Annotated in this window: 14 protein-coding genes; 9 read left to right on the plus strand and 5 right to left on the minus strand. The window is 71.6% G+C overall.

Features of this window, described 5'->3' with window-relative positions; translation table 11 throughout:
• The first annotated feature begins 73 nt into the window (after positions 1–73).
• The 5 genes from ACQPY0_RS49140 (at position 74) to ACQPY0_RS49160 (ending at position 4794) form a co-directional block, all read left to right on the plus strand.
• Positions 74–1891 carry a RelA/SpoT family protein gene (locus ACQPY0_RS49140; RefSeq protein ID WP_432995718.1) on the plus strand — a complete coding sequence of 606 codons (1818 nt, stop codon included), beginning with the start codon at positions 74–76 and terminating at the stop codon, positions 1889–1891.
• Between the two features lie 18 nt (positions 1892–1909).
• On the plus strand, positions 1910–2431 hold the full coding sequence (locus ACQPY0_RS49145; RefSeq protein ID WP_432977484.1) for an NUDIX hydrolase: 522 nt from the start codon (positions 1910–1912) through the stop codon (positions 2429–2431).
• Complete coding sequence (locus ACQPY0_RS49150) at positions 2428–3246, plus strand: nucleotidyltransferase family protein (protein WP_432977487.1); 819 nt, start codon at positions 2428–2430, stop codon at positions 3244–3246. The genes ACQPY0_RS49145 and ACQPY0_RS49150 overlap by 4 nt, the downstream gene beginning before the upstream one ends.
• Positions 3247–3282: 36 nt before the next feature.
• Positions 3283–3570, plus strand: coding sequence for an Lrp/AsnC family transcriptional regulator (locus ACQPY0_RS49155; RefSeq protein WP_432995720.1), 288 nt, complete (start codon positions 3283–3285; stop codon positions 3568–3570).
• A gap of 207 nt (positions 3571–3777) precedes the next feature.
• Entirely contained in the window at positions 3778–4794 is a 1017-nt protein-coding gene (locus tag ACQPY0_RS49160) for an aspartate-semialdehyde dehydrogenase (RefSeq protein ID WP_432977490.1), read from the plus strand.
• 14 nt (positions 4795–4808) lie between these two features.
• Here the strand turns inward: ACQPY0_RS49160 and ACQPY0_RS49165 are convergent, their stop codons facing one another.
• Positions 4809–6701, minus strand: coding sequence for a S9 family peptidase (locus ACQPY0_RS49165; protein WP_432977493.1), 1893 nt, complete (start codon positions 6699–6701; stop codon positions 4809–4811).
• Positions 6702–6768: 67 nt separating this feature from the next.
• Between ACQPY0_RS49165 and ACQPY0_RS49170 the strand changes: the two genes are divergently transcribed.
• Positions 6769–7668: an alpha/beta hydrolase family protein gene (locus ACQPY0_RS49170; RefSeq protein ID WP_432977496.1), complete on the plus strand. Its 900-nt coding sequence runs from the start codon at positions 6769–6771 to the stop codon at positions 7666–7668.
• A gap of 90 nt (positions 7669–7758) precedes the next feature.
• On the opposite strand, the gene qcrB is transcribed toward ACQPY0_RS49170, so the two are convergent.
• From qcrB to ctaE, 4 genes are all read right to left on the minus strand, one after another.
• Entirely contained in the window at positions 7759–9390 is a 1632-nt protein-coding gene (gene qcrB / locus ACQPY0_RS49175; protein WP_432977499.1) for a cytochrome bc1 complex cytochrome b subunit, read from the minus strand.
• Positions 9387–10484 carry a cytochrome bc1 complex Rieske iron-sulfur subunit gene (gene qcrA / locus ACQPY0_RS49180; RefSeq protein WP_432977502.1) on the minus strand — a complete coding sequence of 366 codons (1098 nt, stop codon included), beginning with the start codon at positions 10482–10484 and terminating at the stop codon, positions 9387–9389. Before qcrA ends, qcrB begins: the two co-directional genes overlap by 4 nt.
• On the minus strand, positions 10481–11347 hold the full coding sequence (qcrC, locus tag ACQPY0_RS49185; RefSeq protein ID WP_432977505.1) for a cytochrome bc1 complex diheme cytochrome c subunit: 867 nt from the start codon (positions 11345–11347) through the stop codon (positions 10481–10483). Before qcrC ends, qcrA begins: the two co-directional genes overlap by 4 nt.
• 106 nt (positions 11348–11453) lie before the next feature.
• On the minus strand, positions 11454–12053 hold the full coding sequence (ctaE, locus tag ACQPY0_RS49190; protein WP_432977508.1) for an aa3-type cytochrome oxidase subunit III: 600 nt from the start codon (positions 12051–12053) through the stop codon (positions 11454–11456).
• A gap of 86 nt (positions 12054–12139) precedes the next feature.
• On the opposite strand from ctaE, the gene ACQPY0_RS49195 reads away from it, so the two are divergent.
• The 3 genes from ACQPY0_RS49195 to trpD are packed head-to-tail and all read left to right on the plus strand — an operon-like array spanning position 12140 to position 14590.
• On the plus strand, positions 12140–13108 hold the full coding sequence (locus ACQPY0_RS49195) for a cytochrome c oxidase assembly protein (protein ID WP_432977511.1): 969 nt from the start codon (positions 12140–12142) through the stop codon (positions 13106–13108).
• Complete coding sequence (locus ACQPY0_RS49200; protein ID WP_432977514.1) at positions 13105–13500, plus strand: hypothetical protein; 396 nt, start codon at positions 13105–13107, stop codon at positions 13498–13500. The genes ACQPY0_RS49195 and ACQPY0_RS49200 overlap by 4 nt, the downstream gene beginning before the upstream one ends.
• Before the next feature lie 28 nt (positions 13501–13528).
• Complete coding sequence (gene trpD, locus ACQPY0_RS49205; RefSeq protein ID WP_432977517.1) at positions 13529–14590, plus strand: anthranilate phosphoribosyltransferase; 1062 nt, start codon at positions 13529–13531, stop codon at positions 14588–14590.
• Positions 14591–14608: the final 18 nt, after the last annotated feature.

The raw sequence follows: 14608 nt of genomic DNA on the forward strand, positions 1-14608 counted from the left end.
CGCGCAGATCGACGAGCGGTTCGCGGCGCCTCGCAAGCGGCTGACGGCGCCGCCGAGTGAGGACTCGCCTGAGGTGCCGCCGCCGCCGAGTTACTCGGCGCTGGTGGGCGGGCTGGTGCCGGGGGATCCGACGTCGACGTACACCGCGATCATCGGGTCCCGGCTGCGGGCGATGCTGCCGTGGCAGGGTAGCGACGATCCGATGGCGGGCATTCTGCGGGTACACCGGCAGATTCACACCGCCGCGGATTCCGCGCTGCTGCGGCGGGCCTACGCCACCGCGGAGCAGATGCACCGGGGGCAGATGCGCAAGAGCGGCGAGCCGTTCATCTCGCACCCGCTGGAGGTCACCGAGATCCTCGCGGACCTCGGGATGGACACGACGACGCTGGTCGCGGCGCTGCTGCACGACACCGTCGAGGATACCGACTACACGCTGGGGGCGCTGGAGCGCGACTTCGGCGGGGAGGTCGCGCTGCTCGTCGACGGCGTGACCAAGTTCGACAAGATGTTCTACGGCGCCGACGCCGAGGCCGAGACGATCCGCAAGATGATCGTCGCCGGCGGGCGGGACGTTCGGGTGCTGGTCATCAAGCTCGCGGACCGGCTGCACAACATGCGCACGATCGACGCGCGGTCGGTCAAGAGCCGGGTGCGGATCGCCACGGCGACGCGCGAGGTGCTGATCCCGCTGTGCGAGCGGCTCGGCATCCAGGCGCTCAAGCGGGAGCTCGAGGACTGGGTGCTGCGGGCGGTGTCGCCGAGCGGATACGCGGTGGTCGCGGACTACGTGGAGCAGCGGGTCGGCTGGGACGGATACCTGGAGAAGGTCATCTCGGCGGTCGGCAGCGACCTGAAGAAGTTCGGGATCGACGCGACCGTCTCGCCGCGGCCCCGGCACCTGTACTCGATCTGGAAGGACACCGTCGACGGCAACTACGCCGAGCCGCACGACCTGCCGCGCGTGGTCGTCGTGGTCGACGGGCCCGACACGGACTGTTACGCGGCGCTCGGCGCGGTGCACGGCAAGTGGCGGCCGGTGCCGGGGCGGTTCAAGGATTTCATCGCCACGCCGAAGAACAACAACTATCGGTCGCTGCACACGACCGTGCTGGGGCCCGAGGGGCGCTCGGTCGAGGTGCTGATCCGCACCGTGGAGATGCATCAGGCGGCGGAGTACGGCATCGTGGCGAACTTCCGCTATCCCAGCACTGCGGCGCGCTTCGGGCCGGCGACCAAGGCGGAGCAGCTCAACTGGCTGCGGCGCCTGCTCGACTGGGAGGCGGCGGCGTCGGACCCGGCGCAGTTCATCGCCTCGCTGCGCTGCGACCTCGCCGAGGACCAGATCCTGGTGCTCACGGCCGGGGGCGGGCGGCCGGTGCTGCTGCCGGCGGACGCGACCCCGGTCGACCTCGCGTACATCCTCGGCGCGGACGTCGGCAACCGATGTATCGGCGCGCGGGTCAACGGCCGCCTCACCGCGGTCTCGTCGCCGCTCGCCGACGGCGACACGGTGGAGATCATCACCCGCGCCGGGCAGCGCGACGAGTTCGACTTCGACGCGGACGCGCCGGCGCGCGGGCCGTCGCCGGAGTGGCTGGAGTTCGTCCGTACCCCGCACGCCCGCCTGCACATCAGCCGCTGGTTCGAGGCGCACGAGGCGCCGGCGATCACGGTGGCGAACAAGGTGCGGCTGGGCCGGCTCGCGATCGGCCTGTCGCTGCGCCAGCAGGGGCGCGGCCTGGCCAGCGACCTGCCGCTGGTGCGCCTGGCGACCCGGCTGGGCTACCCCGACCTGGAGACACTGCTCGTCGCCGTCGCCGACCACGCGCGCACGGCCGACGAGGTCGTGGCCGAGTTGATCGCCCTGGTCGATCACTCCCCGCACTAACTCACTTAGCCTTACCGGATGACCGACTTGCGGGGTCGCGTGCGCGGCATGGTGTACCGCACGTTCTACCGGCTCCCGGGGCGCTGGAAGCGGCGGATCGTGCGCACGTTCCAGCCGACGTACACCATCGGCGCCGTCGCCCTCGTCCGCGACCCGCAGCTGACCCGGCTCCTGCTGCTGCGCCAGCCGCCCGGCGCCGGCTGGTCGCTGCCGGCCGGGCTGATGGACCGCGGCGAGACGCCCCCGCAGTGCGCCGCCCGCGAGCTCGCCGAGGAGACCGGGGTCCGGCTGCCGGCGGAGCGGATGCGCGCCGCCACCCCCAACGCGATCGTGCACACCCGCGGCCAGTGGGTCGACATGGTCTTCGAGGCCGAGGTCGAGCCCGGCGAGCACGAGCTGGCCGTCGACGGCGGCGAGGTGATCGAGGCCGCCTGGCACCGCGTGGACAACCTGCCGCCGCTGACGGTGTCGACCTCGCAGCTGCTGGCGCACTACGGGATCGGGCCGTACAAGGACTACCCCGAGGTGCTGAAGCCGTGAACCCCGAGATCTGCGCGGTCGTGCTCGCCGCCGGCGAGGGCCGCCGGCTGCGGCCGCTGACCGAGCACCTGCCCAAGGCGCTGTGCCCGGTCGGCAACGTGGCGCTGCTGGACCGCGCCCTGGCCCGGGTCGCCGCGCTCGGGCTGCCGGCCGCGGTGAACGCCTGCTACCTGGGGCACCTGGTGGCCGAGCACGTCGGCGACCGGGCCCACCTGTCCGTCGAGCCGGGCGAGCCGCTGGGCACCGCGGGCGGGATCGGGCTGCTGCGGGACTGGATCGGCGGGCGGGGCGTGCTGGTCGGCAACGCCGACGCGTACCTGGCCGCGGAGTCGAAGGCGCCGGGCGAGGACATCGCGGCGCTGGTGGACTCCTGGGACGGGTACACGGCGCGGCTGCTGGGGGTGCCGGGGCCGCCGTACGAGTTCGGGGAGTTCCGCTTCGCCGGGTTCTCGCTGCTGCCGTGGGACCTGGTCAAGACCCTGGAGCCGGAGCCGTCCGACCTGGTTCGGCTGGCGTGGCGCCCGGCGGAGCGCCAGGGGCGGCTGGAGGTCGTCGGGTATCCGGGGACCTACCTCGACACGGGGACGCCGGCGGACTATCTGCGGGCCAACCTTCATGCCGTACACCATGGGAATCTGGTCGCGGATGACGCCGTGGTGACCGGAACGCTCGACGGCGCGGTCATCGGCGCCGGGGCGCTCGTCGAGGGCACGGTGCGGCGCGGCGTGGTGTGGCCGGGCGGCCGGGTCGGGGCGGGTGAAACGCTGACCGACGCGATCCGGGTCGGCCGGGAGCTGACCGTCGGCGCCCATTAGCATGACGGTGTCCACATGCTGGAAGGAGCACCGCAGGTGATCACCGCGATCGTCCTCATCGACTGCGCCACCGACTCGATCCCGGAGGTGGCCGAGAACATCGCCAACCTCGACGGCGTCAGCGAGGTGTACTCCGTCGCCGGTAACGTCGACCTGATCGCCATGGTGCGCGTGCGCCAGTTCGACGACATCGCCGAGGTGATCGCGAACCGCATCTCCAAGGTGCCCGGCGTCGTGCAGACCGACACGCACATCTCCTTCCGCGCCTACAGCCGCCACGACCTGGAAGAAGCGTTCGCGATCGGGCTTCCCGACGCGGACTGAAGCCCGGCCGTGCGACGATCGCCGGGCGGGAGTGCGGCAGGGTCCGCGACGCGGACTAATTCCCACGGTTTTCGCAAGACGCGGCAGCAATCGGTGCGGTGCGATCTTCCCGACGCCGCAAGAAGGCCCCGTTTGCCCTGCTTACGGCGTCGGGAGTGCGGCAAATCGCATCGAATGCGGGCTCCGCACCGGGTACCCTCGACCGCCATGAGGATCGGCATCGTAGGGGCCACCGGGCAGGTCGGCAGCGTCATGCGCCACATCCTGGCCGAGCGGCGGTTCCCGGTAGACGAGTTGCGACTGTTCGCGTCCGCGCGCTCCGCCGGGCGGCCCATCGACTGGCAGGACACGCAGGTCACGGTGGAGGACGCGGCGACCGCGGACTACTCGGGGCTCGACATCGTGCTGTTCTCGGCCGGCAAGGGCACGTCGAAGGAGCTCGCCCCGAAGGTGGCCGCCGCCGGCGCCGTCGTCATCGACAACTCCTCGGCCTGGCGCATGGACCCCGAGGTGCCGCTGGTCGTCGCCGAGGTCAACCCGCACGCCGCCGCGAACCGCCCCAAGGGGATCATCGCAAACCCCAACTGCACCACCATGGCCGCCATGCCGGTGCTGCGCCCGCTGCACGACGAGGCCGGGCTGCTCGCCCTGGTCACCGCCACCTACCAGGCCGTCTCCGGCGCGGGCCTGGCCGGCGTCGCCGAGCTCGACGAGCAGGTGCGCAAGGTCGCCGACGGCGCCGCCGGGCTCGCCTTCGACGGCTCGGCCGTGGAGTTCCCGGAGCCGAAGAAGTTCGCCCGCCCGATCGCGTTCAACGTGCTCCCGCTGGCCGGCGCCCTCGTAGACGACGGCTCGTTCGAGACCGACGAGGAGCAGAAGCTGCGCAACGAGAGCCGCAAGATCCTCGAGATCCCCGGCCTCAAGGTCTCCGGCACCTGCGTGCGCGTGCCGGTGTACACCGGCCACTCCCTGCAGATCAACGCCCGCTTCGAGCGCCCGGTCAGCGTCGAGCGCGCCACCGAGCTGCTCGCCGCCGCGCCCGGCGTGGCCCTGTCGGACATCCCGACGCCGCTGCAGGCCGCCGGTGCGGACCCGTCCTACGTGGGCCGGATCCGCCTCGACGAGACCGTTGACAACGGGCTGGCGCTGTTCGTCGCCAACGACAACCTGCGCAAGGGCGCGGCCCTCAACGCGGTGCAGGTCGCTGAGCTGCTGATCCCCTGACGATGCCGGCTTTCTCAGACGTGCCGGCCGAACCAGTCCAGGATCGCCTCGAAGCGCTGGATTCGGTGTGACGGCCGTCCCGTCCGGGACAGTTCGTGGCCCTCACCCGGGAAGAGCAGCAGCTCGACCGGGGCGCCGCGGCGCTTGAGGGCCACGAACAGCCGGTACGCCTGCTCGACGGGGCAGCGCCAGTCCTGCTCCGAGTGGATGATCAGCATCGGGACGGAGATCTGCTCGGCGTACGTGAGCGGGCTCTGCCTGGTGAAGTCGCTGACGTAGAGTGAATCGGCGAAGAACCAGCCGATGTCCGACGTGCCGGCGAAGCTGTCGATGCTGTTGACGGCCCGCTCCGACACGGCGGCGCGGAACCGCTCGCCGTGGTGCGCGGCCAGCCACGTGGTCATGAAGCCGCCGTGCGAGCCGCCGAGCACGCCGACCCGGTCCCCGTCGAGGCCGGGCTCCTTCAGCGCCGCGTCGAGCAGGGCCAGCAGGTCGGTCGCGGTCACCTCGCCGACGTTGCCGCGGATGGGCCGCCCGTGGGCCTCGCCGTAGCCGGAGGAGCCGCGGGGATTGCCGAAGACGACCGCGTAGCCGCCGCCGGCGTAGACCTGGGCCTCGTCGAAGAGCCGCCAGCCGTACTGCGTGTAGGGCCCCCCGTGGATCATGAGCAGGACCGGGTGCGGGCCGGGGCCGGCGGGGCGGACGATCCAGCCGTGGACCGGGTAGCCGTCCGGCGCCGTCGCCTCGATCTCGGTCTGCTCCAGGGCCGCGAAGCCGTCGCTGAAGCCGGTGAGCCGCCGGCCGCCCACGTAGACCTCGCCCCAGTCGGCCGGCCCGGCGATCGTCGCGGCCAGCACGCCGGCGGCCCAGGAGAACCCGGCGACCTGCCGCTCCCCGTCGACCACCGCGGTCGCCGCGCCGCCGTCGAAGGGCACGAGCAGCAGCTGTACCGCGCCCCGCCGCTCGTTCGCGAACAGCACCCCGTCCGGGGTCACGTCGAGGTCGCCGCCCGGCGTCGCGAGGTGGTGCTCGGCCGGGTCGAGCAGCGGCCGCGCGGGGCCGCCGGTGAACGGCACCGACCACAGCGACTCGTTGCGCAGCACCGGATCCACGCGCCCCTGGCCCGCCGGGGTGGCGGCGAAGACGACCGCGGCGCCGTCGGGGGTGAACCGGGGCAGGTTCGCCACGAGCGTGGTGTCGGTGAGCACTCGCAGGCCGGTGCCGTCGGGGCGGACCACGCACACGTCGGCGGCCCAGTCGCCGGCCCAGCCCTCGTGGCGGGCCGAGACGAACGTGAGCCACTCGCCGTCCGGGCTCCACCGCGGGTCGCCGTGGTCGTGGCCGCCCTGGGTGATCCGGGTGACGTCACCGTCGACGGTGGCGATGAACAGGTGCGCGGGCCGGTCGCGCAGGAAGCCCAGCCCGTCGATGCGGTTGAACAGCTCGGTGATGCGGCGGCCGGGCTCGCCGTCGGCCGCGACGGTTTCGCCGTCGCCGGTGCGGCCGGTGCCGTAGCGGGGCTCCTGCGGCACCCGCGCGGAGAAGGCGAGGCGGGTGGAGTCCGGGGCCCAGTCGGGCGCACCGACGCCGAGCGGTTCGTCGGTCAGCTGCCGCGCCTCGCCCCCGCCCATGGGCAGCACCCACAGCTGCGGCCGGGCGGCCTTGTCGGTCCGGCGCACGAACGCGAGCAGGCGCCCGTCGGGCGAGAACTGCGGGGCGCTGTCGTGCCAGCCGCGGGTGAGCTGCTCGGCCGGGCGCGAGCCGTCGGCGGGCACCAGCCACAGCTGCGAGGTGTACGAGTCCGTGGCGAGGTCGGGGCGCGCGACCGCGACGACGGCGACGGCCCCGTCCGGGCTGAGGGCCGGCGGGCCCGGGGTGCGCATTTGCGGCAGATCGACAGGTTTCACGCCCAGCACAGTAGCCGCGGCGACCCCGCATTACCCGCGGGTAACCTCCTACCTCTACCCTACCGGCATGGAGCCGACGCCTGAGGACACGAAGCCGGCGCCCACCGCGGGAGCGGACGCGGCGCCGGTGCTGGAGACGCTGGAACGCGGGGGTGACGTCGTTGCCCTGCACGCGCACCCGGCGCCCGCCGACGCCTCCGCGCTGGCGGTGCTCTGGCCCGCGATGGGCGTGCCGGCGCGCTACTACCGCGCCTTCGCCGCCCAGCTGACCGCCGCCGGGGTGGCCGTGGTCGTCGCGGACCTGCGCGGCACCGGGGCGAGCACGCCGGCCCCGTCGCGGGCCTCGCGCTACGGGCTGGGCGAGCTGGCCGCCGACGTCGGCGCGGTCCTGGAGCACCTCGGGCCGCGCCGCGCGGGGCGCCGCACGATCCTGGTCGGCCACTCGCTGGGCGGCCAGGCGTGCGCCCTGCACCTCGCCTCGGACCCGGCCGCGGACGTCTCCGGGCTCGCGCTGCTCGCGGTCGGGCTGCCCTACTGGCGAACCTATCCCCGCGGCCGCCGGCTGCCCGTGCTGCTGCAGACCCAGACGCTCGCCGCCGTCTCGGCCGTCGCCCGGGTGTGGCCGGGGTGGGGCTTCGGCGGGCGGCAGGCCCGGGGCGTGATCCGGGACTGGGCGCACACGGCCCGCACGGGGCGCTACCCGGCACGCAACGGCGTCGACCTGGAGGCCGGCCTGGCCCGGGTGACCACGCCGGTGCTCGCGGTCGACATGGCCGGGGACCAGTTCACGCCGCCGGGGACGGTGACACACCTGGTGGAGAAGCTCTCGGCCGCGCCCGTCACGCGCGAGCGCTACGACCCCGGCGCCGCGATCGACCACTTCCGGTGGGCCAAGCACGGGGCCGAGCTGGCGAACCGTGTTGCGGCATGGGCCTCGGTGGTCCCGCCCCGTCTTTACCAACCCTAGCATTGTGAATGTAATTCATATTTCTCCCGCCACCCTACCTGAACGGCCCCTGACGCATCGCGTCAGGGGCCGTTTCGCGCGTCACCGGGCTCAGTGGCCCGTGGTGATCTCCTCGCGGTCAGAGTCGGAGACCTGGCGCGGGGCCGGCTTCGCCGGCGGCGCCGCCTTCTCGATCGGGTAGAAGAAGCCCTTCACCGTCGGGGCGAGCGCGCCCAGGCGGTTCATCTTCTTCGGCACGACCCAGCCGCCGTACTCCAGACCGTGGTGGGCATCGCCCTCGGCGTGACCGTTACCCGACGGCAGCGGCTGGTGCACCTCGACGAAGCGGCCGTCCGGCATGCGCCGGATGATGCCCGTCTCCACGCCGTGCGCGAGGACCTCGCGGTCGTGCTGCTGCAGGCCCAGGGCGATGCGGTACGCCACGTAGTAGGCCAGCGGCGGAATGACCAGCATGCCGATGCGGCCGGCCCAGGTCATCGCGTTGAGGCTGATGTGGAACTTGTCGGCCAGCACGTCGTTGCCGCCCGAGATCAGCAGCACCACGTAGAACGAGATCGCCATGGCGCCCAGCGCGGTGCGCAACGGGTTGTCCCGCGGCCGCTCGAGCAGGTTGTGCACGGCCTTGTCCTTGGTGAACCGGGCCTCGATGAACGGATAGAAGATCGGCAGCATCGTCAGGATGCCGGGCAGCACCACCGTGGGCCAGAAGATCGGCGGGATGGTGTAGCCGTCGCCCCATCCGAACAGGTCGAACCGGATCTCCCACGCGGGGAACAGACGGGTGGAGCCGTCCAGGAACATGACGTACCAGTCGGGCTGGCTCGCCGCCGAGACCACCGCGGCCTTGTAGGGGCCGAACAGCCAGATCGGGTTGATCTGGAAGAGGCCGGCCAGCGCGGCGATCATCGCGAACACGATCATGAAGAAGCCGCCGGCCTTGGCCGCGAAGCCCGGGAACATCCGCACGCCGACCACGTTCTCGTTGGTCCGGCCGGGGCCGGGCCACTGCGTGTGCTTCTGCTTCACCAGCAGGCCCATGTGGACGCTGATGAGCGCGAGCAGCGCGCCGGGGACGAGCAGCACGTGCACGATGTAGAGCCGGTCGAGGATGACCTCACCCGGGAACTCACCGCCGAACAGCGAGGTGGTCACCCAGGTGCCGACGATCGGGATGGACAGCATGATGGCGCTGGCGATGCGCAGGCCCGTGCCGGACAGCGCGTCGTCCGGCAGCGAGTAGCCGCCGAAGCCCTCCAGGAAGCCCATCCAGAACAGCAGCACGCCGACGATCCAGTTGGCCTCGCGCGGCTTGCGGAACGCGCCGGTGAAGAACACGCGGAACATGTGCACCACGATCGCGGCCATGAACAGCAGCGCCGCCCAGTGGTGCATCTGGCGCATGAACAGGCCGCCGCGCACGTCGAAGGACAGGTGCAGGGCGGTGTTGTACGCCTGCGACATCTCCACGCCGCGCAGCGGGGTGTAGCTGCCGTCATACACCGTCTCGCGCAGCGACGGATCGAAGAACAGCGCGAGGAAGATGCCGCTGAGCAGCAGCACGATGAACGAGTAGAGCGCGATCTCACCCAGCAGGAACGACCAGTGGTCGGGGAAGACCTTGTTCAGCAGCCGCCGCAGCGGGGTGGCCGCCTGGAACCGCTCGTCCAGCGCGCCGGCGGACTTGGCCGGAAGGGCCCGGACGTCGATCTTACGCCGTTTCATGGCCGCTCCCAGAAGGCCGGTCCGATGGCAACCCGGTAATCGGACGTCGCAACGAAATATCCCTCATCGTCCACCGTGATCGGCAGCTGCGGCAGCGCCCGGCTGGCGGGGCCGAAGATCGGCCGCGCGTTGTCGGTGATCTGGAACTGCGACTGGTGGCAGGGGCACAGCAGGCGGTTGGTCTGCTGCTCGTACAGGCTGGCCGGGCAGCCCGCGTGGGTGCAGATCTTCGAGTAGGCCACGAAGTTCTGCCACTGCGAGCCCTGGTTGACCGCTTTGACGTTCTTGAGCGTCTCGGCGGAGTCGGTCTCGCGCAGGTGGATGAGCAGGGTCGGCGAGTCCGCGTACTTGTTCGTCGCGCCGCCGGGGATGCCCGGGAAGACGGTGATCTGGCCGCCGACGCTGACGTCGGCCGGGCGGATCGGGGTGCCGTCCTCGTGCGTGAGGCGGACGGGCTTGCCGCCGTTCTTCTTCGGGTCCCACCCGGTGGTGAAGAAAACGTTCTCGCCGTCCTGGGTCGGGGCCTTGATCAGCGAGCCGACCAGCACCGCCCCGGCGACCGCGCCCAGCGGGGCGGCGCCGGCCAGGAACGCCAGGCCCACGAAGCGGCGGCGCTTGAGGCCGAGCTCGTCGCCCATGTTGACGATCGTCGCCGCGGTGAGCAGCTGCTCGGTGCGCTCCGACGGGCCGTCGTGGCGCTCCTGGATCGAGACCTCCTCCGGAAGGAGCTTCTTCGACCAGGTGATGATCCCCAGGCCCAGGGTCAGCAGCGCGAGGCCGAGCGTCGCGCCGAGCACCGGGGTGTAGTACGGGAACAGCTTCTGGTAGGTCTCGTCGCCGTGGCCGTAGTGCCACGGCCAGGCGATGTAGGCGACCACGAACGCGGTGCCCATGAGCCCGGTGAGCAGGAACAGGAACGCGAGCGTGCGCTCGATGCGCTTCTCGGCCTTGGTGCCCGGCACGGGGAAGCGCGGCGCGTAGTGCACGATCTCGACCCCGTCCCGGCGGGCGCCCTCCCTGACGAGGTCGAACCGGGTGTGGCTGGGGTCGCTCGCGTCGAACTGCTCCTCGGTGGGAGCGGTGTGGGTGGTCATGACTTCCCTGCAATCCACAGCGTGGCGAACACGAGCGCCGCGATACCGACGAGGAAGATGACGAGCCCCTCGGGGACCGGGCCGTAGCGACCGAGGTTCCAGCCACCGGGGTCTGTCTGCGAGTTCTTGTTGAGGTTCTGGATGTACGCGATGACCGCGGCCTTGTCGTCCGGGCTCAGCTGGTTGTTGCCGAACACCGGCATGTTCTGCGGGCCGGTCAGCATGGCGCCGTAGATGTCGCGGTTGGTGGAGTGCTGCAGCGTCGGGGCGAACTTGCCCGAGCTCAGCGCGCCGCCGCCGGTGGAGAAGCCGTGGCAGGAGGAGCAGTTGACGCGGTACAGCTCACCGCCGTGGGCGAGGGTCTTGGGGTCCGACTGCGCCTTCTTGACGTCCGCGTCGAGGCTCGCCGCGCTCGGCAGCTGCGGGCCGCCGCCCAGCTCCTGGATGTAGGCGCCGATGTCGGCGGCGTCCTTCTCGCTGTACATCGGTGGCTTGCGCTCGGCCTGCGCCTCCTGGCGGGCCAGCGGCATGCGGCCGGTGTTGACCTGGAACTCCACGGCCGCCGAGCCGACGCCGATGAGGCTCGGACCGCGGTCCTGCACGCCCTGGCCGTTGGTGCCGTGGCAGGTGATGCAGCTGGTGTCGTAGAGCTCCTTGCCGTGCTTGGCGGCATCGGAGAGGGCCGGAGCCTCCTCGGCGCGGCCGACGCCGGGGGCGTACGCGCTGTAGAGGCCGCCGACAATCGTGAGCGCGGCGATCAGGCGCACGGCCGCTTCCAGCCGTCGGCGAAGCTTGCCCCGCGCCGCGCGCCGGCCGCCCGGCACCAGCCGGGCCGGCGGCCGCTTGCTCTGCTCAGAAGTCATTGCCTCACCTTTGTCGTCATCACCTATGTCGCCTCGGTGGTTTATCGGTGGTGGTTGTACTGAGGGATACCTGGCTGAGGGTCAGGAGCGTGACGCGGCCCGACGGCTACTGCAGGAAGTAGATCATTGCGAACAGTGCGATCCAGACCACGTCGACGAAGTGCCAGTAGTACGACACGACGATGGCCGCGGTGGCCTGCGCCGGGGTGAACCGGCCCATCGTCGTTCGGATGAGATAGATGACGAAGGCGATGAGGCCGCCCGTGACATGCAGCCCGTGGAACCCGGTGGTCAGGTAGAACATCGAGCCGTAGCCGTCACCGTTGATCTTGATTCCCTCGCTGACGAGGGTGCGGTACTCGTTCACCTGGCCGAGCACGAAGATCAGGCCCATGACGAACGTCAGCGCGAACCAGCGCCGCAGGCCGTGCACGTCACCGCGCTCGGCGCGGAACACGCCGATCTGGCAGGTGATGGACGACAGCACGAGGATGACGGTGAACGTCAGGGCGTAGGGAATCTTCAGTGCCTCGGTGTGCCTCTCCCAGAGCTCCGGCGCCGCCGCGCGGATGGAGAAGTACATCGCGAACAGTGCCGCGAAGAACATCAGTTCGCTGGAGAGCCACACGATCGTCCCGACACTGACCATGTTGGGCCTGGTCAGTGAGTGGATCTGGCTCTTGGCAATCGCTGGGGCCGCAGTCACAGCGTCATTATTGCCCCCGATCATCACCGAGTTTGCGCGGGGTCCACCAGACACGGACGATTCGTGCGGCGGCATAGTCTGGGGACGTGCTCCAAGCTGCTGAATCGGGCCCGCCGACCGCCTCGGCGATCCTCGGCTCCTTCCACGTGTCGTGGCTGACGCTGGTGCTGCTCGCCGCCGCCGGGCTCTACCTGGCCGGCGTGGCGAGGCTGCGCCGCCGCGGCGACCCCTGGCCGCTCGCGCGGACCCTGTTGTTCCTGTTCCCCGGCCTGGGAGCCATCGCCTCTGTCACGATGAGCGGGGTCGAGGAGTACGACACGACGCTGCTGAGCGTCCACATGGTGCAGCACATGGTGCTGTCCATGATCGCGCCGATCTTCCTGGCCCTGGGCGCTCCGGTGACCCTCGCGCTGCGCACGCTGCCGCCCCGCGGCCGCCGCACGCTGCTGGCGGTGGTGCACTCGCGGGTCGCGCGCATCCTGGCGTTTCCACTGGTGGCGTACGGCTTCTTCGTGGTGACGCCGTTCGTGCTCTATTTCACTGGCCTCTACGAGCTCACCATGCGCCACGAGTGGGTCCACGAGCTCACGCACGCGCACTTCATCGCGGTCGGCTGCCTGTTCTTCTGGCCGCTCGTCGGCCTGGACCCGCTGCCGGGGCGCTGGCCCTACCCGGCCCGCGCGCTGCTGATGTTCCTGTCCACGCCGTTCCACACGGTGCTGGGGCTCACCATCATGCAGAGCAAGACCCTGCTGGGCGGGGACTGGTATCCCTCGCTGCACCTGAGCTGGAGCGATCCCGCCGCGGACCAGGTCGTCGCGGGCGGGATCCTGTGGGCCGGCGGCGAGTTGGTCTCGGTGACGATGCTCGCGGTGCTCGTCGTGCAGTGGATGCGCCAGTCGGACCGGGAGGCCACGCGGGTCGACCGGGCGCTGGACCGCGAGGAGAAGCTGCGCCGCGAGGAGGAGCAGTGGTCGGCCCGCACGGGAATCGCGATTACCCCGGACGGTACGATCCCCGAGGCAGACGCCACACGAGGAGCAGCGCGCACATGAGCGAGCACATTGTCCTGCTGTACAGCGACGACGCCGAGGTCCGCGACCGCATGCGGCTGGCCATCGGCACCCGCCCCGCGGCCGACCTGACGGTGAAGTTCGTCGACGCCTCGACCTACGCCGAGGTGGTCAAGCTCGTCGACGACACCGACGTCGACCTGCTGGTGCTCGACGGCGAGGCCACCCCCGGCGGCGGCCTGGGCATCGCCCGGCAGCTCAAGGACGAGATCGCCGACGCGCCCCCGGTCGTGCTGGCCATCGCCCGCGCCGCGGACCGGTGGCTCGCGTCCTACGCGAAGGTCGAGGGCACGATCATGTACCCGCTCGACCCCGTCACCACCGGGGAGACCGTCTCCGCCCTGCTCCGCGCATACCCCGCCATCCGCCGGTAAGTAGGACACCTTCTTTCTGGAGGCCGCCATGGGCGACCGCACCTGGCCGACGCTGCTCACCGCCCTGCTGCGCGGGGAACACCTGTCCACCGAGGACGCCCGGTGGGCGATGGGCGAGATCTTCACCGGCACCGCGACGCCTGTGCAGACCTCCGCGTTCGTCATCGCCCTGCGCGCCAAGGGCGAGACGCCCGCCGAGGTCGCCGGGTGCGCCGAGATGATGCTCGAGCTGGGCGCGAAGATGCCGATCAGCGACGCGCTGCGCGAGGCGGCGGTCGACATCGTCGGCACCGGCGGCGACCGGGCCAACACCGTGAACATCTCGACGATGGCCGCGGTCGTGACCGCCGCCGCCGGGGTCCCGGTGGTCAAGCACGGCAACCGGGCGGCGTCCTCCTCCACGGGCGCGGCCGACCTGCTGGAGCGCCTCGGCGTCCCCATCGACCTCGGCCCCGAGGACGTGGCCCGCTGCGTGGCGGAGGTCGGGATCGGCTTCTGCTTCGCCGCCCGCTTCCACCCGGGCATGCGCCACGCCGGTGTGGCGCGCCGCGAGATGGGCGTGCCGACGGTGTTCAACTTCCTCGGTCCGCTGACCAACCCGGCCCAGCCCACGGCGGCCACCATCGGCTGCTTCGACCTGCGCATGGCGCCGGTGATGGCGGACGTGCTGGCCGGGCGCGGCTTCTCGGTGCTGCTCGTGCGCGGCGAGGACGGCCTGGACGAGTTCACCACGGCGGCCCCGACCCGGGTGTGGATCGTCGGCGGCGGCACGGTCACCGAGACCGTCTTCGACAGCACCGAGCTGGGCCTGGCCCGCTCGGGCCCCGGCGACCTGCGCGGCGGCGACCCGGCGCACAACGCCGAGGTGGCCCGGCGGATGTTCGCCGGCGAGCCCGGCCCGGTTCGCGACGCGGTGCTGCTCAACGCGGCCGCGGCGATCGCCGCGCGGGCCGGCGGGCTCTCCGTCGGCGGCCTGAAGGACCAGCTCGCGGCCGGTCTGCAGCGCGCAGCGACGGCCGTGGACTCAGGCGCGGCGACGGCGCTGGCCGAGCGCTGGGCCGCGTTCAAGCCCGCCGAATCGGACAAGTAGCGCAACTTGCGGCGCCGC

This window comes from Dactylosporangium sp. CA-233914, assembly GCF_050942935.1.
GTDB lineage: Bacteria > Actinomycetota > Actinomycetes > Mycobacteriales > Micromonosporaceae > Dactylosporangium.